22 protein-coding genes are annotated in these 22521 nt (G+C 54.5%); all 22 read right to left on the bottom strand.

Annotated elements, in window-relative coordinates; genetic code table 11:
* Positions 1-5: 5 nt before the first annotated feature.
* A complete protein-coding gene (locus tag B1748_RS09735; protein WP_087567704.1) occupies positions 6-503 on the bottom strand; it encodes a DivIVA domain-containing protein in 498 nt (165 codons plus the stop codon).
* 230 nt (positions 504-733) lie between these two features.
* Complete coding sequence (locus B1748_RS09730; protein ID WP_087567703.1) at positions 734-1711, bottom strand: ABC transporter substrate-binding protein; 978 nt, start codon at positions 1709-1711, stop codon at positions 734-736.
* A 120-nt stretch (positions 1712-1831) separates the two neighbouring features.
* Positions 1832-3034 (bottom strand): helix-turn-helix domain-containing protein, encoded by a 1203-nt coding sequence (locus B1748_RS09725; protein ID WP_087567702.1) that lies wholly within the window; start codon positions 3032-3034, stop codon positions 1832-1834.
* Positions 3031-3813 carry a YlmH family RNA-binding protein gene (locus tag B1748_RS09720; RefSeq protein ID WP_087567701.1) on the bottom strand — a complete coding sequence of 261 codons (783 nt, stop codon included), beginning with the start codon at positions 3811-3813 and terminating at the stop codon, positions 3031-3033. Before B1748_RS09720 ends, B1748_RS09725 begins: the two co-directional genes overlap by 4 nt.
* A 10-nt stretch (positions 3814-3823) precedes the next feature.
* Positions 3824-4105 (bottom strand): YggT family protein, encoded by a 282-nt coding sequence (locus tag B1748_RS09715; protein ID WP_087567700.1) that lies wholly within the window; start codon positions 4103-4105, stop codon positions 3824-3826.
* Between the two features lie 7 nt (positions 4106-4112).
* Positions 4113-4595, bottom strand: a complete 483-nt coding sequence (locus B1748_RS09710; protein ID WP_087567699.1) for a cell division protein SepF — start codon at positions 4593-4595, stop codon at positions 4113-4115.
* Positions 4592-5305: a YggS family pyridoxal phosphate-dependent enzyme gene (locus tag B1748_RS09705; RefSeq protein WP_087567698.1), complete on the bottom strand. Its 714-nt coding sequence runs from the start codon at positions 5303-5305 to the stop codon at positions 4592-4594. Before B1748_RS09705 ends, B1748_RS09710 begins: the two co-directional genes overlap by 4 nt.
* Positions 5306-5314: 9 nt before the next feature.
* Positions 5315-6169 (bottom strand): peptidoglycan editing factor PgeF, encoded by an 855-nt coding sequence (gene pgeF, locus B1748_RS09700; protein ID WP_087567697.1) that lies wholly within the window; start codon positions 6167-6169, stop codon positions 5315-5317.
* A 77-nt stretch (positions 6170-6246) separates the two neighbouring features.
* Entirely contained in the window at positions 6247-6528 is a 282-nt protein-coding gene (locus tag B1748_RS09695; RefSeq protein WP_087567696.1) for a YlmC/YmxH family sporulation protein, read from the bottom strand.
* Between the two features lie 384 nt (positions 6529-6912).
* Positions 6913-7695: an RNA polymerase sporulation sigma factor SigG gene (sigG, locus tag B1748_RS09690; protein ID WP_087567858.1), complete on the bottom strand. Its 783-nt coding sequence runs from the start codon at positions 7693-7695 to the stop codon at positions 6913-6915.
* A gap of 298 nt (positions 7696-7993) precedes the next feature.
* Positions 7994-8716: an RNA polymerase sporulation sigma factor SigE gene (gene sigE, locus B1748_RS09685; protein WP_087567695.1), complete on the bottom strand. Its 723-nt coding sequence runs from the start codon at positions 8714-8716 to the stop codon at positions 7994-7996.
* A gap of 24 nt (positions 8717-8740) precedes the next feature.
* A complete protein-coding gene (gene spoIIGA, locus B1748_RS09680; RefSeq protein WP_087567694.1) occupies positions 8741-9676 on the bottom strand; it encodes a sigma-E processing peptidase SpoIIGA in 936 nt (311 codons plus the stop codon).
* Between the two features lie 197 nt (positions 9677-9873).
* Positions 9874-10989: a cell division protein FtsZ gene (gene ftsZ, locus B1748_RS09675; RefSeq protein ID WP_087567693.1), complete on the bottom strand. Its 1116-nt coding sequence runs from the start codon at positions 10987-10989 to the stop codon at positions 9874-9876.
* Between the two features lie 23 nt (positions 10990-11012).
* Positions 11013-12254, bottom strand: coding sequence for a cell division protein FtsA (gene ftsA, locus B1748_RS09670; RefSeq protein ID WP_087567692.1), 1242 nt, complete (start codon positions 12252-12254; stop codon positions 11013-11015).
* 417 nt (positions 12255-12671) lie between these two features.
* Positions 12672-13430 (bottom strand): cell division protein FtsQ/DivIB, encoded by a 759-nt coding sequence (locus tag B1748_RS09665; RefSeq protein WP_087567691.1) that lies wholly within the window; start codon positions 13428-13430, stop codon positions 12672-12674.
* 86 nt (positions 13431-13516) lie between these two features.
* A complete protein-coding gene (murA, locus tag B1748_RS09660; RefSeq protein WP_087567690.1) occupies positions 13517-14797 on the bottom strand; it encodes a UDP-N-acetylglucosamine 1-carboxyvinyltransferase in 1281 nt (426 codons plus the stop codon).
* Between the two features lie 15 nt (positions 14798-14812).
* On the bottom strand, positions 14813-15724 hold the full coding sequence (gene murB / locus B1748_RS09655; RefSeq protein WP_087567689.1) for a UDP-N-acetylmuramate dehydrogenase: 912 nt from the start codon (positions 15722-15724) through the stop codon (positions 14813-14815).
* A 212-nt stretch (positions 15725-15936) separates the two neighbouring features.
* A complete protein-coding gene (spoVE, locus tag B1748_RS09650; RefSeq protein ID WP_087567688.1) occupies positions 15937-17034 on the bottom strand; it encodes a stage V sporulation protein E in 1098 nt (365 codons plus the stop codon).
* A gap of 46 nt (positions 17035-17080) precedes the next feature.
* A complete protein-coding gene (gene murD, locus B1748_RS09645) occupies positions 17081-18529 on the bottom strand; it encodes a UDP-N-acetylmuramoyl-L-alanine--D-glutamate ligase (protein ID WP_087567687.1) in 1449 nt (482 codons plus the stop codon).
* 110 nt (positions 18530-18639) lie between these two features.
* A complete protein-coding gene (gene mraY / locus B1748_RS09640; RefSeq protein ID WP_087567686.1) occupies positions 18640-19596 on the bottom strand; it encodes a phospho-N-acetylmuramoyl-pentapeptide-transferase in 957 nt (318 codons plus the stop codon).
* A 4-nt stretch (positions 19597-19600) separates the two neighbouring features.
* Positions 19601-21019 (bottom strand): UDP-N-acetylmuramoyl-tripeptide--D-alanyl-D-alanine ligase, encoded by a 1419-nt coding sequence (locus tag B1748_RS09635; RefSeq protein WP_179215507.1) that lies wholly within the window; start codon positions 21017-21019, stop codon positions 19601-19603.
* Positions 21016-22503 (bottom strand): UDP-N-acetylmuramoyl-L-alanyl-D-glutamate--2,6-diaminopimelate ligase, encoded by a 1488-nt coding sequence (locus B1748_RS09630; RefSeq protein ID WP_087567685.1) that lies wholly within the window; start codon positions 22501-22503, stop codon positions 21016-21018. Before B1748_RS09630 ends, B1748_RS09635 begins: the two co-directional genes overlap by 4 nt.
* Positions 22504-22521 lie beyond the last annotated feature (18 nt).

The following is a 22521-nucleotide window of genomic DNA, read 5'->3' as shown; positions in this document are numbered from 1 at the left end:
AGCCCCTAACCCCTCAACAATTCGCGCTCCGAATCGCGGCTGGACGAATCCAGCGTCTCCCAGCCGTCCTGCGACAGCAGCTCTAGCTGCGCTTCCACAAGCGTGCGGAACCGCGCGCGGTAGATCGACGCCTGCTTCTTCAGTTCTTCCACTTCCAGGGCGACCTTGCGGGACTTGTTGAGCGAATCGTTGACGATGCGATCGGCATTCTTCTCGGCTTCCTTAATGATCAGCTGAGCTTCCTTCTTTGCATTGTTGCGCACCTCGTCGGCCGCTTCCTGCGCGACGATAATCGTTTTGCTGAGGGTTTCTTCGATATTGGAGAAGTGGTTCAGCCTCTCTTGCAGCGAAAGCATTTGGTTCTGAATTTCCTTGTTCTCGCGAATCAGGGATTCATAATCCTTAATGACCTGATCAAGGAATTCATTCACTTCGTCTTCATCGTATCCGCGTAATCTGCGGGAAAATTCCTTATTATGTATGTCCAATGGCGATAACGGCATTGGAGCACCCCCTCGTATGAAGTTATTACGTGGCGGACGACGGATTCTCCGTTTGCAATACGCCAGCCTGTTGAAGAGTAGGATTCGACAACGTTATCCCTTTTTCCTGCTGCCGCATAAAACTATTTGTGTACGAAAGCCATGATTTCGACAATTCTTCCCAGCGTAAGCGGCTTCCTTCCTAATATAAAGAAGGCTCCCCCGATTGTCGAAGGAGCCTTCCCGTTTCGCTATGGCGCCAGCATGCCCAGCGCTTCCTTCATCGTCTCCCGAATGGTCACGATATCGGAACCGTAATACTTGTCCGTCTCGAGCCGATGGACGTTGCCGTTTTTGACGGCGTCCAGATTGCTCCATAGGCCGGACTTCTCGATTTCCTCGAAAGCCGCCTTGTCGTCGCCTTCGTCGCGCACGATCAGGAAGATGTGGTCGCCCGCGTATTCCGGCAGCAGCTCCAGCGAAATTTCCTTGGCCGAAGCGAATATATTTCCTTCGATCTCGGCGGCCACCGCCTCCGGCGCTTTCGCCAGCAGACCGCTTCTGAGCATATATCCCGCGAAGTTCCGGTTCAGGTAGATGCGTAGTCTGCCCTTCTCCACGCGGAAGATCGTCACGGTCTCGTCGCCGATGGAAGACTGCAGCTTGTCTCGGGCGGCTGCCGCCTCGGCTTCGTATTCTTGGATCCACTTCTTCGCTTCCTTCGTCTTGCCTACCAGATCCGCGATCTTCGCGAAAATATCGTAGATGGGATCCTGCTCGAAGGTGATATAGAAGATCGGGGCGATCTTGCCGATCTGTTCCATTTGTTCCGGATAGATTTCCAGGAACACGGTAGGCGCGATGACGAGATCCGGAGCGAGCAACGTGACCGTCTCCGGGTTAGGCGGGTCTCCGATGCGCTCCACGCCTTCCATCTCCGCTTGCGTGTACACAATCTTGAAGCCGTTGTCTCCGGAACCTACCGGCTTGATCCCCAGGGCAAGCAGTTCGCTTGCGAACTCCCCCGCCACGATCGCCGTGGGCTGTACCGGCACTTCGACTTCCCGGCCAAGATCGTCCGTTACTTTTTTCGTCTCCGGCAATGCCTCGGCGGTTGCCTTCGGTTCCGGCTGCGCCGATGCCGTTGGCGCTTGCGTAGCCGCTTCGTTCCCGTTGCCCGAATTCTCCGAACCGCATGCGGCCAACATTATCAGGACCGCCGTTAACATAAATAGAACCCCTAAACCCCTTCTCTTGCCCCGCGATCGTTGCATAAGAACCTCCTGATGATAATGATTATTAATATCACCATCAGTGTATACGGAATTGCCCATGCAAGCCATGGACGGTTATTGCGCGCCCGATGGATGTTTGTGACGCCCTTCCCCCAACAATAACCTGGCGGCTTCCTCCATTTGCTCGGCGATCGAGACGGGATCGAACGACAGCCAGCGCCCGACGTCCAACCAGAATACTTTGCCGTTGGCCACGGGGGAATACCTCTTCCACTCCTCCGTGCGGGACAACGTCTCGAAGAACGCTTGAGCCCCGTCATCCGGCTGCAGGATCACGAAGAGATAATCCGCGCCATAGAACGAAAGCTCGACGGGATCGATGACGCTGGAATGAAAATAAGCGTTCACGACCGACTGCATTTTGATTTTGTCGGGAGGCTGGGCGCCTAGGGAGCGATAGACGGGATAACCCATGTTCAGCATGCCGTACATCTGAAGCCCTTGCTCCCGTATGCGCAGTATCGCTACCCGGCTATCGCCGATCGCGGAGCGAATACGCGTACGCAGTCGGTCCCTTCGTTGCTCGTATCGCGCGATCCATTCTTCCGCTGCCGGAAGCAATTCAAGCCGGCCTGCAATTGAAGGCAGTTGGTTGTAGATGGGATCCTGCAAGGGATCCGCCACGATAACCTCGCAAGATTCCATGTCCATCACTTCTTGTTCGATATCATCGCTTGCGGCCAAAATGACATCCGGGCTCCATGCCGCGAAATCTTGGACGGACAACCGATCGCCGGCCGCTTGAAGCCGCCCCGTCGTCATGCCGGCCGGCACCGGGCATGCCCCCAAAGCATTCCAATCGATAGCCAGGGGAACCACGCCTAACGCTGCGAGATAACCGTAGCCGTATGAAGCCACGACGCGGCGATCCCGCCGCTCCGCGTAATAAGCCGGAGCAACCCCTACCATCTGTTTGAACCTGCGGCTGAAATGATAAGGATCGACGAATCCGACCTTGCGAGCCACTTCGGTGATGGACTCGCCGGAATGACGCAATAGCCGTTTGGCCTCCTCGATCCGGATGCGGGTCAAGTACTCCAGGGGACTATAACCCGTATGTTTCTTGAAAATACGAGAATAGTGCTCCTGTTGCAGTCCCGCTATGGATGCGAGGAAATCCCTCGTTAACGGCTCGCGCATATGCGACAGCATGTGTTTGACCGTTCTATCGATTTTCTCTTTGGATTCGGCGGTAGCCGGAGCAAGCGCACCCCGCGTTGGCTTGGCGAGCTTGCTGGACGTTCGTTCGAAGTTCATGCGAATTTGCCGACCGTTAAGCGGATTCGGCCTTTTTTGGTTACGCCGTCGACTTCGAGCACCTTGAACCGCCCGAGTCCCTTGAACGACACGACGTCGCCTTCCTTCAGAGGCTCGGAGGGATCCTCTTCCGTTTTCCAGTTCACTCTGCAGCGCCCGGCTTTGATGGGATCCACAATCTTCGAGCGGCTAATCCGGTAGACGTCGCTTGCGATGCCGTCCAGACGCATGGAAGCGACCGTCAAGCTCATCTCCTCCAGCTTGGGGAGCAGCGCCTGCAGCTTCTCGATGGGAAGCAGCTCTGTCAAAACGGCTAAACGGTGAACCTGGCGCAGATGGTTATTCAAATAATCGGCGATTTCATCAGTGACGATAATGTGGGCGAAGCTCTCGTGGACATGGATATCGCCTATTCGATCGCGTTTAATGCCTAGCCCGAGCAGCGCCCCCAGGAAGTCGCCATGATCCAGCTCCAGGTGGCCGTTCCCGCTCGCGTGGACGGCTAATACGGCAATAGCCGCAGACTCGTCATCCAGGCTGCGGTAGTCGGGCGCTATGAGGGCTCGCCGGCGCTCTGCCTCGGGATAACCGCCTTCCAGACGTATCGTGACATCGGCATTGCGTCCTGCCAGCATGGACAGTATTTGCGCTTGTCTCGGGTCTAAAAAATCGGTCCGCTTCAGCTCGTGAAGCTGTGCGGACCGCTCGACCCATTCCACAGCCCGGTCGACGAACGTTTTCTCTTCCGGGTGGAAATGTTCATATATGCTTGCTTTCATACTCATCGCCTTAGCCCATACCGAACAGGAATCCGACGACGGCAATCAGACCCATCCGCACGAAATTCAAAGCGAGAAGCGCGATGATCGGGGACAGATCCAGCACGCCGCCGATTGGCGGGATAAATCTGCGGAATATGCCGATGTAAGGCTCCACGATTTTCCCTAAAAATTGTCCAATGAAGCTTTCCCGGGCATTCGGGAACCATGACAGCAAGACATAACCGATGATGAGATAGCTGTAGATGTTTAATGCGAGACTAATAAAGTTAATAACTTGTAGTTCAAACAACTCAAGGTCACCTCATTTTAGTGTAATCGTTCTCTTCAGCAAGCATTTCTGTAATGGCTCCTTGAATTTCAACCGAATCAGGCGTACACAGGAAGATGTTCGGTCCAAGCTTCGAGATGCTACCGTTTAAAGCGTATACCGTACCGCTCAAGAAATCAACAATGCGAAGCGCAAGATCGCTGCGAACGCGCTGAAGATTCACAATAACCGCCCGGCGGGAGCGCAGATGATCGGCGATCTCTTGCGCTTCGTCGTACGAGCGCGGCTCGCTAAGCACGACGCGCACGTTCTTCTGCGAGTGAATGCTGACGACATTGTTGGCGGAACCGCTGCCAGCAGCGCCAGCGGAGTTGTTCCTGTTGTTTCTACGTTGTTCGAAAGCTGTGGTTTCATGTTCCTGCTCGTCTTGCTGAGCGACGCGTTCTCTCTCCACGACTTCTTCTTCCTCTTGCAGACCGAGAAAATTCATGAATCGGTTCATCACGCTCATAGCTCATCCTCCTCTTTTCCTACTAGAATACTACCCAATCTGATCCAGGTTGCACCCTCCTCGATCGCTACCTCGAAGTCCCCGGACATCCCCATGGACAATTGCGAAAAGGTCTCGTCTGCCGCGCCTGTTGCCAGCATCTCGTCCCTTAACTCCCGCAGGCTTCGGAATACGGGTCTGGCAGCTTCCGCTTCCAGCTCGTAAGGAGCCATGGTCATCAATCCAATGGGTTTAATGGTTGGATATTCCTTAAGAGCGCCTAAGAAACCTTGCAGTTCTGCCGGCTCGATTCCGTGTTTGCTCTCTTCGCCGGATACGTTCACTTGAATGAAACAAGATACGATAACATTCAACTTTACGGCTTGCTTATGTATCGCCTCGGCCAGTGACAGCCTGTCCAAGGAATGGATGAAATGAAATTTGCCCACTACATCCTTTGCCTTGCGGCTCTGCAAGGATCCGATGAAATGCCAGATCGGGCTATCTTCTACTGGCGATTCTTCATTAAGCGTGCGCCACTTGGCTTCCGCGTCTTGCCAACGATTCTCCCCGAGATGTCGAAGGCCGCTCTCGTAAGCTTCTTTGGTCCGCTCCAGCGATACATATTTGGTTACTGCAACAACGCCGATTTCGTCGCGTTTACGTCCTGAACGGAGGCATGCATCTTCTATTCTGCGCTCAACCTGTTGTATGCGATCCTGTATAGTCATCTTGAACAATCACCTTTCTGCCATTCCGATCCAGCTGGCCATACGGCCTGTCTTGCCGCCTTCCATGCGGTGGGAGAAGAAAAGATCAACCCTGCATCCCGTGCACCACTTGCTTAATTCGATACGAGTCGGCAAAATTCCTGCTTTTATCATAATCTGTCGGTTTAATTCTTTCAAGTTCAGTCTCGCTTTGCCGCTTGCCTCGGGAATCATGCAGGTCAAGGCCAAAGTCTCGCTTAATCCAAGCCGGTTCATCAAAGCTTCGACTTCGGCAATGACCTGGCCGTCTACTTCATAACAGCATTCGCCAATGGATGGACCGATTGCGGCAATCAATCGCTCAGGACGTGTGCCGTATGCCTCAGACATTCGACGAACGGTCTCTGCGGCAATGCCTCCTACCGTCCCTCTCCAACCCGCATGAGCAAGCGCTACCGCCCGATGGTCCGGATCAAAGAAGTACAACGGGACGCAATCGGCGTAGAAAGACGTTAGCAGAATACCCTCTACATCCGTCATGATTCCATCGCAGCCTTGGATGGTATCTTTCATCGACGATCGTCCGCGGCCTCTATCTCCTTCGCGCACCTGATGGACGGCGGCTCCATGGATCTGCTCCGCACAGGTCCATGCTTCAAACGGCCAACCGATATCTTCCGTCAGTAATTTTCGATTTTCGATGACATCGCCTTGCTTATCCCCTACATGCAGCCCGATATTCAAGCTATTCCAGGGTGCGGAGCTGACGCCTCCCGCCCTTCCGGAAAATCCTGCCGTAAGTCCGGGTGCGCCATCCATCCATTGAGACAACAAAAAAAGCGAAGGTTCCTTCGCTGTTCCATCTTTGCGTTGAAACGGTTCCATGCGGATCACCTCTTGCTAACTGTCGTTAAGCGCTGCGCATCTCCGGGCAGCGACTTGTATTCTACAAGTGTATACGCTCAGGTCCGCACATGCAACTCATCTTCTTCATCCCGAATAGTCTTGGCTTCATCCATTCGGACGAGCACCACGTCCGCACCTATCTTGACAATGTTGCGCCAAGGGATGACGACCTCCGTGCCGCCATTGCCGAAGAAGCCGAATACCTTCGTAATCTGAGGCACGACGATGGAATCGATTCGTCCCTGTCGCAGATCAAGCTCCAGGTCGCTTATATGTCCCAGCTTTTTGCCGTCCACTATATTAATAACATCTTTGGCTTGGAAATCCGATATTTTCATTTATGCTCACCACTCTTCCGGCGGAATTGTTGCACTGACCGTGCTGTCATTTTCGTCCTTTGTATAGTATATGAGCCATTCGCCTAATATGTCCGGCCTTAAGTGAAAATAACGATAACGTTTACGTTTGGCCTACTTAGCCCAACCAAACCGCCGCTTAGAAATTTTTGATCAATTGAATTCCGAAGCTTGCTTCACCAATCCTCGCCGACATCATTTGGACAGTCTAACGCTGCTCGTTCGCCTACTTGTCTGGAATGTCGCATAATTTCCTAAATAAAAAAATCCTTTTCTCCGCCGGAAGCGGAGAAAAGGATTTCTGTCGGACGACTAGGACGTGTATGGTCTTACGCATTCATAGCGTTAGTGTATTGCACTTCAACTTCAAGTTTTGACGTGCTTCTGCATTTGCTGAATGGCCGATTTCTCCAGTCTGGACACCTGCGCCTGGGAGATACCGATCTCGTCGGCCACCTCCATCTGCGTCTTTCCTTCGAAAAATCGCATCGACAGAATCATTTTCTCCCTGTCGTTGAGCTTATGCATCGCCTCGCGCAAGGCAATCTCCTCGATCCAGGATACGTCCTTGTTGCGATCATCGCTGATTTGATCCATCACGTAGATGGGATCTCCCCCGTCGTGGTAGATCGGCTCGAACAGCGAAACAGGATCCTGGATGGCATCCAGGGCGAAAACGACATCTTCTTTGGGCACGTTCAGCGCCTCGGATATTTCGAAGATCGTTGGTTCCCGCGAATTTTTATTCGTCAGGCTGTCGCGCACTTGAAGCGCTTTGTACGCTATATCCCTCAGACTCCGGGACACCCGGATCGGGTTGTTGTCGCGCAAGTATCGCCGAATCTCGCCGATAATCATCGGCACGGCATACGTCGAGAACTTGACGTTTTGGCTAAGGTCGAAATTATCAATCGCCTTCATGAGTCCGATGCAGCCAACCTGGAACAGGTCATCCACAAACTCTCCCCTGTTGTTAAATCGTTGGATAACGCTAAGCACGAGCCGCAAATTGCCGTTAACCAGCTTCTCTCTTGCTGCCCACTCGTTCCTGGTCTGCAAGGCCGTGAACAACTCGCGCATCTCGACATTGGTCAGAACAGGCAATTTAGCGGTATCCACTCCACAGATCTCGACTTTGTTTCGGGTCAACGTGATTACCTCCCAAGGAGCAACATTAATGTTCATTATCTCCCTGGGTCCTCATTTTATTCCTGCTCCCGACAACCTTCGACAAGCGTATTTTTTTTATAAGGTCATTTTTTAAATTTGCAATAAGAATAAAAAAGTTCAGTTTTCAGCACCGAGAAGATTGGAAGAAGCTAGAAACTGAGTACCGGAGCGTAGCAGAGCTACGTGAGGAACGGAAGTTTCGGCTGAATTCAATATTCGACGTCGAATACGCTTCTAAGAAAAACTTCGTGATCAAAAGTGGACTTTTTTATTTCCTCTATACCATTTTGTTGAATTCTTTGCGGAGTCGTTTGATGATGCGTTTCTCCAGCCGCGAAATATAGGATTGCGAAATGCCGAGCATGTCGGCTACATCCTTTTGCGTCTTTTCCTCGCCATCGGCCAATCCGAATCGCAGCTCCATAATAATGCGCTCCCTCTCCGACAGCTTATCGAGCGCCTTATGAAGAAGCTTGCGATCTACTTGTTCCTCGATATTGCGATAGATCGTATCGTTCTCCGTCCCCAGCACGTCCGACAAAAGCAGCTCGTTGCCGTCCCAATCAATGTTAAGCGGTTCATCGAATGATACTTCCGTTCTCGTCTTGCTATTGCGGCGCAAATACATCAATATTTCGTTTTCGATACAGCGCGAGGCGTAAGTGGCAAGCTTGATTTTTTTCTCCGGATCAAACGTGTTGACCGCCTTGATGAGACCGATCGCGCCAATGGAGACAAGATCCTCGATATGAATGCCGGTATTTTCGAACTTGCGGGCGATATACACGACCAGACGCAGATTGCGTTCAATTAACATCGCGCGTATGGCCGAGTCTCCGGATGGCAGCTTCTCGAGCAAGTACTCCTCTTCTTCGCGGGACAATGGAGGCGGAAGCGCCTCGCTCCCGCCGATGTAGTAAATTTCTTCGCTTTTTAGTCCGAATAAAAATAAAATTCGATAATAATATAACTGCATAATGAGTTTGTACTTGACGAGCATCTGGCCCATCCCTCCCCTGATGAATTATGCGGAACCTTGTGACGGTTGTTGTACCATTGACGGATGGATTATCGCTTGATAGGTCCCATCTGCTGTCAGCTTGCCGCCGTCCAACCCGATTAGCACTCTGCTTGTTTCGAATATTTGCCCTTCCCTCATGATCTGGACGGAATCCGGCTTGACCGCCAACATGAATTGCGAGCCCCTGTTTACGCCGCGGAACGGCACCAGCCGCATCCGGTCCTGCCACGGGAACGGCTCCGTATCTTGCCCGGCAATAAGCCGGTCGACCTGGGCATCGCGGATGCCTTTCATCCACACTGCCGGAATTTCTGCTTCCCATCGTGACGCCTCCATAACCATGACCGGCGTTCTCGTAAGCGGATCGTACAGTTGGTTGCCTGTGTCGATCAGCCCTGTGCAGCCATATTCCGCTTCTCCGATCCTTATCGTCACATCAGCAAGTTGCGTGCCGATTAAGACTTTCTCTCGTTTCTGCGATAACACGGACCGATACACGTAGATTCCGATAACAAATGCGGCGGCGAAATAAAAGATGCCGAGTTTGAGCTCCGCATGGACGCTGCCGCCCGAGAACGTTACCGTCCTCCATACTTCGCCGGAACCCTGCATAAACAGATAATAGAGTCCCAGAACGGCGCCTGCGGCTACGAAATTAACGGCATAAAACGCTAACGTCGTTCGGATGAAACGCTGCAAGGAATGAAAACCGAACGTGATCCATATCATGATGAGGGAGAAGCCGATTTTTACGCCTAACGTGAACAAAAATGACAATTGCGGGAATAACATGAGCACCACATAACTAGCTCCAAAGACGGAAGCAGCAAGCACGCGCCAAGGCTTGGGCCTTATATGGCAAGCCCAGGCGGTCGTCAAAAGAACGGCGCCGTCAACGAGCAGCTCTCGCAGGAATAAAATATCGATATAAATCGCCATGCCCAACCCCTTCCATCCTGCCCGGCAGTGGCCGCTATCGTAAGTGGATGCCCGCTTCAACGATTGAGATTAGTATATGGTAATCCTATTTCAAAGTCTGTCTATTCATGACGGTATCGGGTATCTTTTTTTGTCGAGATCCAAAAGAAAAAACGCCTCTCGGACAAGCCGAGAGGCGTTAATAGTCTAGTAAGGAATTATCTATCACGAGGCTGCTTGCGAAGGAATGCCGGAATTTCCAGCTGATCGCTGGATGTGCCGGATCCGAAAGGCTTCACGCTGGACGATGCTTGGGAAGGTCTCGTGTCTACCTGCTCTACCGGAATGGAACCCGGCTTGCGCTGAGGAGCGGCAGATGCCTTTGCCTCGAAACCAGTCGCGATGACCGTTACTTTGATCTCGTCCTTTAAATCTTCGTCGATAATTGCGCCGAAGATCATGTTTACATCGGGATCGGATGCGGAGATGACAATCTCAGCCGCTTCGTTTACTTCGTACAGGGACAAGTTGCTGCCGCCTGTAATGTTCATGATGACGCCGCGCGCGCCGTCGATCGAGGTCTCCAGGAGCGGGCTCATGATCGCTTTGCGAGCGGCTTCGGCTGCGCGATTTTCGCCGGCTGCTATACCGATGCCCATCAGCGCGGAACCGCGTTCCGTCATAATTGTCTTTACGTCCGCAAAGTCAAGGTTGATGAGACCTGGTACGGCGATCAGATCGGAGATGCCTTGTACGGCTTGTCGAAGCACGTTGTCCGCTTCGCGGAAAGCTTCCAGCATCGGCGTTTTTTTGTCGACGATTTCCAAAAGGCGGTCGTTAGGGATAACGATGAGCGTATCCACCTTCTCCTTGAGCGCCTCGATGCCTTGCTCGGCTTGGCCGGAACGTTTGCGTCCCTCGAACGTGAACGGGCGTGTTACGACGCCTACCGTCAGCGCGCCGCACTCGCGGGCGATCTCCGCAATGACAGGCGCAGCGCCTGTGCCCGTGCCGCCGCCCATTCCTGCAGTTACGAATACCATGTCCGAGCCCTTGAGTTGGTTCATGATGGCTTCGCGGGATTCTTCCGCAGCTTTGTTGCCTACATCGGGATTGGCGCCGGCGCCAAGGCCGCGCGTCAGCTTGTCGCCGATTTGCAGCTTATGCTCCGATTTGGCAAGGTGCAGAGCCTGGGCGTCCGTGTTCACCGTAATGAACTCGACGCCCTTGACTCCATTTTCGATCATACGGTTAACGGCATTGCTGCCACCGCCGCCAACGCCGATTACTTTTATTTGAGCGAGCGTTTCAAGCTCCATGTCGAATTCCAACATCTCTCATTGTCCCCCAGTCAAAGTCAAATAAATTCGTTAAACATATTTTTGATCCGTTCGAACATACCGGGTTTGGATGGAGCTGCGGGACTGGCTTTGCGGCTTGCCGCTTTCTTCGTGACGCCTGAGCCTCGTACTCCCATATATTTGGACACGTATTGTATCATGCCAACACCGCTGCTATATGCGGAATCCTTTACGCCGATGTAGTCAGGCAAAGCGATGCGAACCGAGGACTCTAGTTCCACCTGCGCAAGCGCAAGCGTTCCTGGCATGGCGACGGCGCCGCCGGTCAACACGTAGCCATTAACCTTGTCGCCGTAACCCAGCCTGCGAACCTCTTGACGGATGAGATGGAAGATTTCCTGCATCCTCGGTTCGATAATGCTGGCCAGATCCTTCTGCGAAAATTCCTTCTCCATATTGCTGCCCATTCGTGTAACTTTAAAGCGGACATCGTCCGCAGCATCGCCAACATTGGCACAGCCATACTTGAGCTTGAACTTCTCCGCTTGATCGCTTTGGGTCCGTAATCCGTAGGCGATATCGTTCGTGACGAACTCTCCGCCGATCGGCAGCGTCGATATCGCAGCCAACCCGCCTTGATCGTAGATGGCGATCGTGCAGGAGCCTGCGCCGATGTCCGTCAGAACCGTGCCGATAGAACGTTCGTCCTTCGTCAGCGACATCATGCCGGAAGCAAGCGACAGCAGAATAACGCCGGAAATTCGCAAACCCGCCTTCTCGACGCAGCGCATAAGATTATGTATCGCTGTCTTCGTGCCGGTCACGATCGTAGCTTCCACTTCCAGGCGGACGCCGATCATACCTCTAGGATCGGATATGCCTTCCAATCCGTCTACCAGGTATTGCTTGGGAACGAGATTGATGATTTCGCGTTCGGGAGGCAGAGCGACAACTTTAGCCGCCTGCAACACGCGCTCGATATCTTCTTCTCCGATTTCCCTGTCCTCATTAGATACCGCAACTACGCCATGATTGGTCTGCAATGCAATATGATTGCCTTGAATCCCGACATAAACGTCGGATATCTGAATGCCTACCATGCGTTCTGCATGCTCGACCGCGGCGCGGATCGAATGCACGGTTTGGTCAATATCGACGATAGCTCCCTTGCGAATACCTTCGGAGTCGGCAGAACCAACTCCAATAATATTAATGGCTCCATTGTTCATCTCGCCGATAATAGCTCGAACCTTGGATGTACCGATGTCCAAACTGACGATGATGTCGTTGTTGCTCAATTCGCGGCACCTCCGTTTCCAATAATTAGTATCTCATGTTATGTTTACCCAATAAGAATGTAGAAGTTCCAAACCTCGTCGTCAATAGATTCTTATTAGAGATAAAAACGACCTGCACACTCAGCCGCCCTTCTCGGAACGTCCGGGAGCATAGGCTTTCTCGCTAGCTGGCGATGCAAGTACGCAGCGCCCGTCATTTCTGATCAAAAAATGAACAAGTCTCTCTACATATTCAACAGACTTTTTAGTTTCCCTCTTTTTTCAACAAATTTTTCAGAATTATTATTTTCACTGTCGAAAGGGCGATTTCCTTGTCTTAAAAAGAGGGGGTTTGTCGCCGGGAAGGCGCGCCGTTACGGCAAACTTACTCCAAGCTAGTAAAACAAATTCTATCATTCTTTTAAACGAATGAGTAGTCTATTTTTCATTATCGCCATCATTTTCCGAATCGTCGGTATGGAACGGAACATACGTGTCCGCCAGCAGCATCGTAATCTTGCCGGGCTCCTGCGTCTCGATTACCGCGTTCAACGCTTCAATCTTGTCCGGCAGTACCGAAACGGCGGTAATGACCTCAAACTTCGTTCGCGTATACATCCTGATCCGGTCGGGATAAGCCTTGGATGGGATGGGAGCAATCTCCGACAAATCCGACAGCTGCTTCTGAGGGATTAACGCAAGCTGCTTTGTCAGCTCGCGTTTGACGGAGTCTTCCCCGTTCCAGCCCGTCAGGATCGGCTTGTCCAAAAGATAGCCGTCCGTTCTCGCCTCCACGCTGGCACCGCTCGAGAGCAGCGCCTGCACAGTGCCGTCAGGCATCAGCTCGAACGCGACGACAGGATGCTCTTTCACCTCAATCTTGATTACGCCGGGGAACACCTTGACGACCTTGGCTGATTCGACCTGCGGAAGCTGCTGTACGCGAGAGGCGATCTCTCCGGACGAGGTCTGGAAGAAGGCATCGCCGATACTTACGGCGGCCGCTTCCTGTACTTGCTCCTTGGAGGTATGCTCCATGCCTGTTGCTTGAATGTCGGATATTTTGCTAATCGATGAATTAAAGAACAGCACGGCCAGCAAGGCGGCGAACAATAGCAACAGAATGGCAAGCAGCTTCTTGTTGCCTTTGCGTTTGCGGGCGGGTTCTTTAAGCACCGGCATGTTACCGCTGCTCATATCTTGTCCCTCTTTCCTGCAAAACGCCGGCTTCCCTGGCACGATTTCTCCAGAAAAGCCGAACGCTTCGATCTAACTGCATGATGTCATCTGGCTGGTTCGTTATTAGGCACGGGCGAGAATCGGGATATCCGGGCGCCGAGCTTCGTAAGCATATGCTCGATCCGGTCGTAGCCACGATCGATGTGATGCACTTGCTCAACGATCGTGCGTCCCTGCGCGGCGAGTCCCGCGATGACCAGGGCGGCTCCGGCCCTAAGATCCGTCGCTTCCACTGTAGCCCCGTACAGACGGGTAACGCCGCGTATAAATGCTGCATTCATGTCGACGCGGATATCGGCTCCCATGCGCGACAATTCGCCGACATGCTTGAGACGGCCTTCGAAAATCGTTTCCTTCATGATGCTTACCCCGTCGGCAAGCGTTAGAAGCACCATCACCTGGGATTGCAAATCCGTCGGAAAAGCGGGGTAAGGAGAGGTGACGATTCGCTCGATCGACTTCGGCCTTGCGGCACTATCAACCTTTATTATATCACCGTCGACTACGATTTGAACACCTGCGCGGCGCAGAACATGTATAAGGGAGGAGAGGTGGGCGGGCTGGGTGTTTTGCAACGTGACCGCGCCGCGCGTGGCGGCGGCGGCGACCATGATCGTGCCGGCTACGATTCGGTCGGGAATGATCTTGTAGCGGCATGGAGCAAGTTCGGCAACGCCGTCGATCGTAATCGTGTCGGTGCCTGCCCCCATTATCTTCGCGCCCATAGCGTTCAAGAAGCGCTGCAGATCCTGAATTTCAGGCTCTCTGGCCGCATTCGTCAGCGTCGTGCGTCCTTCCGCCAGGACGGCGGCCATCATCAGGTTTTCGGTCGCTCCGACGCTTGGGAAGCTAAGATGGATATCGGTGCCCGTCAGCTTGCCAGACCTGCACACGATGCGATTGCCGATTTCTTCGATCTCGGCCCCCAGCGCCTCTAAACCTTGCAGATGAAGATCAATCTTTCTTTCGCCGATCGCGCAACCGCCCGGCTGATAGACCTGAGCTTCGCCGAACCTTGCAAGAAGCGGTCCCATGAGAAAGATCGAGGAGCGCATCTTGCTCATCAGCGTCTCCGGCACATGGGATGTATGAAGCGCGGTCGTATCCAGTACGACCGTCTCGCCGACGTGCTCGGCGCGGCATCCTAATTCGCGCAAAATGTTCAGCATAACTTCGATATCGAGCAGCCTTGGCACCGAATCCAGTGTAATCGTGCCTTCAGCCAGCAGACTGGCAGCCAATATCGGCAAAGCGGCATTTTTCGCTCCTTGGATAACTATGGATCCTGAGAGAGGTTTCCCGCCTTCAATCACCAATTTGTCCAATGTATCACCTCCGAATTACCGCTCGCCCACCACCCGAACCTCCGGCACCAGCTTCACGCCTGCGCGTTCTTCCACAGTGCCCTGGATGTGAGACATGAGGGCGAGTACATCTCTAGCTGTCGCTTGCCCGGTGTTTACAATAAAATTGGCATGTTGTTCGGATACCTGCGCCCCCCCGATGGAGAAGCCCTTTAGTCCCGCCTCTTGAATCAACCTCGCGGCAAAGTCGCCCGGAGGATTACGGAATACGCTGCCGGCGCTAGCCAACTGAATCGGCTGCGTGCGCAGCCTCCGTTCCTTGTAGGTAGCCATCGCCGAAGCGATCTCCATGCGGTCGCCAGCCGCCAGCTCGAAGCCGGCTTCTACAACGGTGCCCCGTTGTTCCTGCAAGATGGAATGGCGATAGGCGAAGCCCATGTCCTCAAGCCCGTAACGAACCAATTCTCCTGTCTCCAGTACAATGTCAGCATACTTGAAAATACGCGACACATCCGATCCGAGAGCCCCCGCATTCATGTAGACGGCACCTCCGACCGTTCCCGGAATCCCCCCTGCGAATTCCAGGCCGGTCAGCCCCGCCTTGCCCGCCATAACGGACAGCTTGATGAATGAATAGGCCGCGCCGGCTACAGCCGTTGTCCCTTCGAAGGTGACGTAATCCAATCCTCCGGACGGTTTGATCACAGCTCCGCGAATGCCCTCGTCGCCAACTAGCATATTGGAGCCGCGGCCCAGATTGATCCATGGCACCTCATGCTTATGCAGCAGCTGGACTGCGGTGATGAGTTGTTCTTTGGTGCGTGGAAGGATAACCAGATCGGCCGGTCCGCCGATCTTCCATGTTGTGTGCTTCGAAAGCGGTTCGTTCAGCAGCAGCTGCAGTTCCCCTGCCGCCGCTTCCCTAAGTTCCGCTATGCATGCTTCCATTGTGACTTCCTCCTTCATTGCTGCGGATGCAGGCATTCGCCGCAACTTCATTGTGTGATCCTCCGCTTCCGCAGGTGACGGTCGCGAATATAGGGTATATTATGCCTTGCGCCAATGTTGTGTGACAGACGCCTATTTTAAGGTAGTTCAAAAAGTCCGCTTTCCATCACGGAGCATGCCTGGTGGCATGGCCGGCGTCGAAGATTGCTAGCTTATCTGGAATAACGCGAAATGTTAAGCAAAATGCCGAGCGCCGTAAGCAACAGCGTCAGCGAAGAGCCTCCGTAGCTCACGAGCGGCAGTGTAATGCCAGTGACAGGCATCATCCCGATAACGACGCCGATATTGATCAGCACCTGAACGCCGATGATGCCGGTAATGCCGACAGCCAGGAAGCTGCCGAACGTGTCCGGGGCCGCGATAGCGGTCCGGATCCCTCGCCAGACGACGACCAGAAATAACAAGATGATAGTGGCTCCGCCGATAAAACCAAGCTCCTCGGCGAGAATGGAGAAAATGAAGTCCGTCTGCGGCTCGGGCAGGTAGCTGAACTTCTGCCTGCTCATGCCGAGCCCTAGGCCGACAAGACCGCCAGGGCCGATGGCAAAAAGGGACTGGATAATTTGATAACCTCCGCCGAGCGGGTCCGCCCACGGATCAAGAAACGAAGTAATGCGCTGCAGGCGGTATGGAGCGGCCAGAATCAACCCGACGAAGCCGGCTACGCCAATCATCGCCAGTCCGCCAAGGTGTGCCATGCGAGCACCAGCCGTGTAGATGAGAATAAGCGAAGCGCCGACCATGACGGAGCCCGTGCCCAAATCCGGCTGCAGCATAATAAGGCCGAACGCCAGACCCACAAGCCCGAGTGGCGGCATAAGCCCTTTCGTAAACAGCGTAATATTTTGCTGCTTCTCCGACAGCCAACGGGACAGAAACAGGATCATGGCGAGCTTCATGAATTCGGAGGGCTGGATGCCGAAGGAGCTGATGCCGAGCCAGCTTCTCGCCCCGCCCCTCACAACCCCGATACCGGGAACAAGCACGATAACAAGCAGGCCGAAGCAAACGATCAGCGCGGCAGGCGCCCATTTTTTCCAGTTGGAATAATGGGTGTTCATAGTAAATAGTAACGCACCTACGCCTAGTCCGGCAAATAGTAGCTGGCGCTTCACATAATAGAAGCGGTCGCCGAATTCATGGAGCGCGAGCACCGCGCTCGCGCTGTATACCATAACGAGACCGATTGCAAGAATAAGCCCAATGGCGGCGAGCAGCCAAATATCGGGGGCAGAACGCGCTTTTGCCATAGCGAACACACCTCTTAGCATGGGAAAGTAGGGACAGGCCCCCTACTTACAAGGTATGCGCCGATTGTTTAAACATGCTCCCTCTTTGTTCGTAGGATTGAAACATGTCCCAGCTTGCGCAAGCAGGCGACAGCAGCACGGCATCGCCCGGCTCCGTCATCGCGAAAGCCCGGACGACCGCTTCGCGAAGCGTGGATTCGGCGTCCTTCTCAGCGTTCACCGTTTCTATCCTCGTTAAACCTGCAAGATTCGCGACATGCGCGAGCTTGTCGCGAGTCTCGCCAAGCGCCACAAGTCCTTTGATTTCCTTAAAGAGCGGCAGCAGCTCCATATAATCGGAGCCCCGGTCGAGCCCTCCCGCCACAAGAACGATCGGCTCCGTCAGGGACCTTGCCGCCATCTTCGTTGCCGTCGAATTTGTATCCTTGGAGCTGTTGTAGAATTTCACGCCGTTTTTCTCGCATACATATTCGAGGCGATGTTCTACGCCTTTGAATTCGCGCAGCGGCGCGGCCAATGCGTCAGGCGCGGCTCCGGCAGCGACGCAGGCCGCGATCGCCGCGATCGCGTTCGCCGCGTTATGGCGTCCGAGAAGGCCTAGCTCGGCGACAGGCATGATGACGAGCTCACGGCTCTCGGACGCCGTTCCTCCGCCAGCAGTGCGGTATACGATATGACGCTGAGCTTCGGCTGCCTTATCGGCCTCCCCTTCGCGCGTGTAAGGAGGATCTATGTAGACGCCTTCCTCCAGCTTCTCATAGAGCGAGAAGGGCAGCAGCTTCGCTTGCAGGCTCCGTGCGGTCTCCCTGCAGACGGGATCGTCCCAGCCCAGCACCGCCGTATCGGATGCCTGCTGATTGGCGAACAGCTTGCGTTTCGATGCGACGTAATCTTCCATGCCGCCGTGATAGTCGAGATGCGTCTCAGCCAGATTCAGCAGCATCGCGATACGCGGCCGAAACGTCTCTGTCCCCTTCAACTGGAAGCTGCTGAGCTCGGCGACGATCCAATTGTCCGGCGTTGCATCCTGGACGGCATCGCATAACGGCAAGCCGATATTGCCTGCGACGATAGGCTTTTTGCCCGCCGCTTCCAGCAGCATGCCGATCAGCGTAGTTGTCGTTGTTTTGCCGTTAGAGCCGGTAATGCCGATGATCGGAGCAGGCGAGATCAGATAAGCCGCCTCCACCTCGGTCACGACGTCTACGCCGCGCTCCAACGCTTCCCGTACGGGAGGCGCGCTGTACGGAATGCCTGGATTTTTGACCATAAGCGCCGTATCGGCGTCAATCAGATCCTCCGGATGATGTCCGCAAATAACGGTAATGCCCAGTTCTTCAAGCTCGCCCGCCTCGGGGCTGCTCTCCCTATCCTTCTTGTCATTGACGACGACGTCGGCGCCCAGCTTGTGGAACAGCTTGGCTACGCTGACGCCGCTCTTCGCAAGGCCGAGAACGACAACGCGCCGGCCGCGGTAGTCCGCAGGGTGATTCATGCAGCGACAATCCCTTCTATGTGCATAAGTACGCAGGAAGCGGCTCTCGTAAGCGAGAACCGCCTTTGCGCCTGTTTTATGGAGTGTGAATATTAAATACATGTTAACTCTTAAATGACGAACAGGATGCCTGCGGCCGCAAACAACAACCCCACCGTCCAGAACACGGTAACGACCTTCCATTCGGACCAGCCGATGAGCTCGAAATGATGATGGATCGGACTCATTTTAAAGATCCGCTTGCCCCGCAGCTTGAAGGAGGCGACCTGCAAAATGACGGACAGCATCTCGAGGACGAACACGCCGCCGATCACGATCAGAAGCAGCTCCGTCTTCGTCAGAATCGCGACAGCCGCGATTCCGCCGCCGATGCCGAGCGAACCCATATCGCCCATGAATACTTTGGCCGGGTGAGCGTTGTAGACCAGGAAGCCGAGCACCGCTCCGATCATGGCCGCCGAGAAAATCGCGGATTCATGTTCGGACGTCTGCAGCGCCACAATCATGAACGCGCCGAACGCGATTGCGCTCGTCCCTGCCAGCAGTCCGTCGAGTCCGTCCGTGAAATTGACGGAATTGCTGGCCGCGAACATGATGATGACGACGAACAGATAATAGAACCAGCCGAGATCCAGCCCCGCGCTTGTGCCGGGAATCGTAATCTCGGTGCTATGCCCCATATTGTACAGCAGCACGCAGACGATGGCCGAAAAAAGGAGCTGTCCGAACAGCTTCTGCCAGGCCGTTAAGCCAAGCGAACGTTTGAAAACGATCTTGATATAGTCATCCAGGAAGCCGACGAGACCAAAGCCGAGCGACGCCGTCAGGAGCACCCAGAACTCGCTGGATTTGTCGGCGAATCTCACGAATGCGATCATCAGCGCAATCATTATTATAATGCCGCCCATTGTCGGCGTGCCGCTTTTCTTTAGATGGCTCTCGGGACCTTCCGTACGAATCTGCTGACCGAACTTGAGGCGTCGGAGCAAAGGAATGAACAATGGTCCCAGCAGAACCGTTATAAGGAAGGATACGCCGATTGCGAATAAGTTGACCATCATGTCCATTTCTTCACCCCTTCTCCAAAGCTTGGACAACTTGTTCCATCCGCATTCCTCGGGAGCCCTTTACAAGCACCAGATCATCGGGCTGCAGCCGGTTCTTAAGCCAGTCCGCGAGTGTATCCTTGTCATTAAAATGGATCACGCGTCCCGCCTCGTCAGCCTCGCGAAGGCTTGCTTTCGCGCCTTCGTGCGTATTGGCCGATAACGGTCCGCAGGTAAGTACGCCCTCTGCCGCATCCGGCGTCAGATAAGCGCCGACGCCGCGGTGAAGCTCCGCTTCTTCCGGGCCGAGCTCCAGCATATCGCCCAGCACGATCCAGCGGCGGCCGAAGCTCTCGAGTCCGCCAACCAAATCGATAGCCGCGCGTACGGCAGTGGGATTGGCATTGTACGCGTCGTTTAAAATGACGGCGCCGTTAAACGCCTTTACCGGCTCGATGCGCATGCCTGTCAGCTTGAGCTCTTTAAAGCCGCGATGGATGGCTTCCGCAGGCACGCCCATAAATCTGGCGGCGGCAATCGCGGCAAGGGCATTGCTAATATTATGACGACCAGGCACCGGAATATGAACGGTTCCGAGTCCGCTTACTTGTCCCCGGTGCAGCGCCGCGAATACGCTCTGATCCGGATGGAGCCGAATGTCGTCCGCAGACCATTCGTTATCCGCTCCAAGACCGAATGTCCGGAGAGTAACGCCTTCAGGCAGCGCCGACTCTGCAAGTCCTTCCTTCAACAGCGGCTCGTCGCCGTTGTAGAGCAGGACGCCGTCCTCGCCAAGGCCAAGCGCGATCTCCAGCTTTGCCTTCGCGATGCCGGCCCGCGAGCCAAGATGAAGCAAATGCGCGTCGCCGACATTCGTAATAATGGCTAGATCGGGAGACGCGAGCTTCGTTAACAGCTCGATCTCGCCGAAGCCGCTCATGCCCATCTCCAGCACGGCAACCTCCGTCTCCTCGTCCAGCTTCAAAAGCGTTAGGGGCAGGCCGATGTGGTTGTTCAGATTGCCTTCCGTCTTAAGGACCGAATACTGTGTGGACAACAAAGCAGCCGTCATATCCTTGGTTGTCGTCTTGCCGTTGCTGCCTGTAATGCCTACTACTCGCACCATCAGCTCGTTCCGGTAAGCGGAAGCAAGCCGTTGCAGTGCAGCCAGGGTGTCTCTGACAACTAGGAACGCCACATCGGGAAGATCAGCGGGGATGTCGCGTCCCTTCTGCCACAGCATCGCTTTGGCGCCGTTCTCGGCCGCCTGCGCCGCGAAGTCGTGTCCATCAAAGCGTTCTCCGACAAGCGGGACGAACAGGTCTCCTCCGCCTCCAACCGCTCGCGAATCCGTCGTCACTCCGCGAAGCAGCATATCCTCGTAGCCGCCCTGGCGCTTGGCGCCGCACATGGCCGTTATTTGTCCTACAGTACGTTTAATCAATGTAAAAATCTCCTTATCGCGTCTTTTGCCGTTAATCGATCGTCGAAGTCATGCACCTCTCCGCCGATCAGCTGGTAGGTTTCATGACCTTTCCCCGCAATCAATACTACATCGCCTTGGCTTGCCATTTCAACCGCTTTTTCAATCGCGCGCTTCCGATCGGGAATGACGGCGTAGCGATCTCCATCCGAACCAGCCGCAATCACCCCTTCCATTATATCGTCGATGATGGCAAGCGGGTCTTCCGTCCGGGGGTTGTCGGACGTCACGATCATATAATTCGCAAGCTCGGACGCGATTCGGCCCATCATTGGGCGCTTCGCCCGATCACGGTCGCCTCCGCAGCCGAATACGCAAATAATACGGCCCTCCGCGAATTCTCGCGTCGCCTGCAGCACGTTCTGCAGGCCGTCCGGCGTATGGGCATAATCGACGATTACGGCATAGTGCTGGCCCTCCTCCACGCTCTCCACGCGGCCAGGCACGCCGAGAATAGCAGACAGAGACTCCGCTATAGCAGCAAGAGGCACGCCTTCCAGCAGCGTCGCCGCTATTGCGGCAAGCGCGTTGTATACGTTGAACTTGCCTCGCAGGCGGAGCTCGATCTTGGCTTCGCCCCGAAACGTCGATACCCGGAACGATGTCCCCCTCGACGTAATCCGAACATCGCTTGCCCGGACATCCGCCGGATTTTCGATGCCGTAAGTCACGACTTCGGCCGCCGTCATTTTCCGGAAGCGCTCGGAGGCCTCGTCGTCCGCGTTGAGCACGGCGAAGGAACGTTCCTCCTGCCTTGCTTCATAGACGTTGCCGAGCCGCGAGAAGAACAACCCTTTGGCATCCGCATACTTATCCATCGTGCCGTGATAATCCAGGTGGTCCTGCGTCAGGTTGGTGAAGATCGCTGTCCGAAACCGGCAGCCCTTGACCCGCCCTTGGTCCAGCGCATGCGAGGACACCTCCATCGCACAGTACTTAACGCCGCTTTCTCTCATCTCTCCCAAATAACGCTGGAGCTCATGCGAATCCGGCGTAGTGCCTTCCATGGGATAAGAACGGCCTCCGAAACGCCGCTCGATCGTCCCGATCACGCCGGCGGATTTTCCGCTGTCGTTTAAAATCGTTTCCACCAGATAAGTTGTCGTCGTTTTGCCGTTCGTGCCCGTTACGCCGATCAGACGCACGCTGTTGCTGGGATAACCATTGATATGGCTCGCAATGACGGCAGCCGCCCCTCTCGCATCCTTTACGATCAGCTGCGGGATATCCAGCGGAAGGGGCCGCTCTGCGACAAGCGCCGCCGCTCCGCAATGAACCGCCGCTTCGGCATAACTATGACCGTCCGCCTTGTGCCCGGGAATGCAGATAAACAGATCTCCTTCCGCAATAAGCCGGGAGTCTCGTGTTATCCCCGTAAATTCCGTATCTCCGTCCCCTATTAACCTCGCTGTAACGATCAGCTCCGTAAGTTCTCTTAGACGCATCCCTTCCATGCCTCCCTC

This window comes from Paenibacillus sp. MY03 (assembly GCF_002165585.1).
Taxonomy (GTDB): Bacteria; Bacillota; Bacilli; order Paenibacillales; family Paenibacillaceae; genus Pristimantibacillus; species Pristimantibacillus agaridevorans.
Note: the sequence above shows the minus strand (reverse complement) of the source record. Positions and strands in the feature narration are given on the sequence as shown.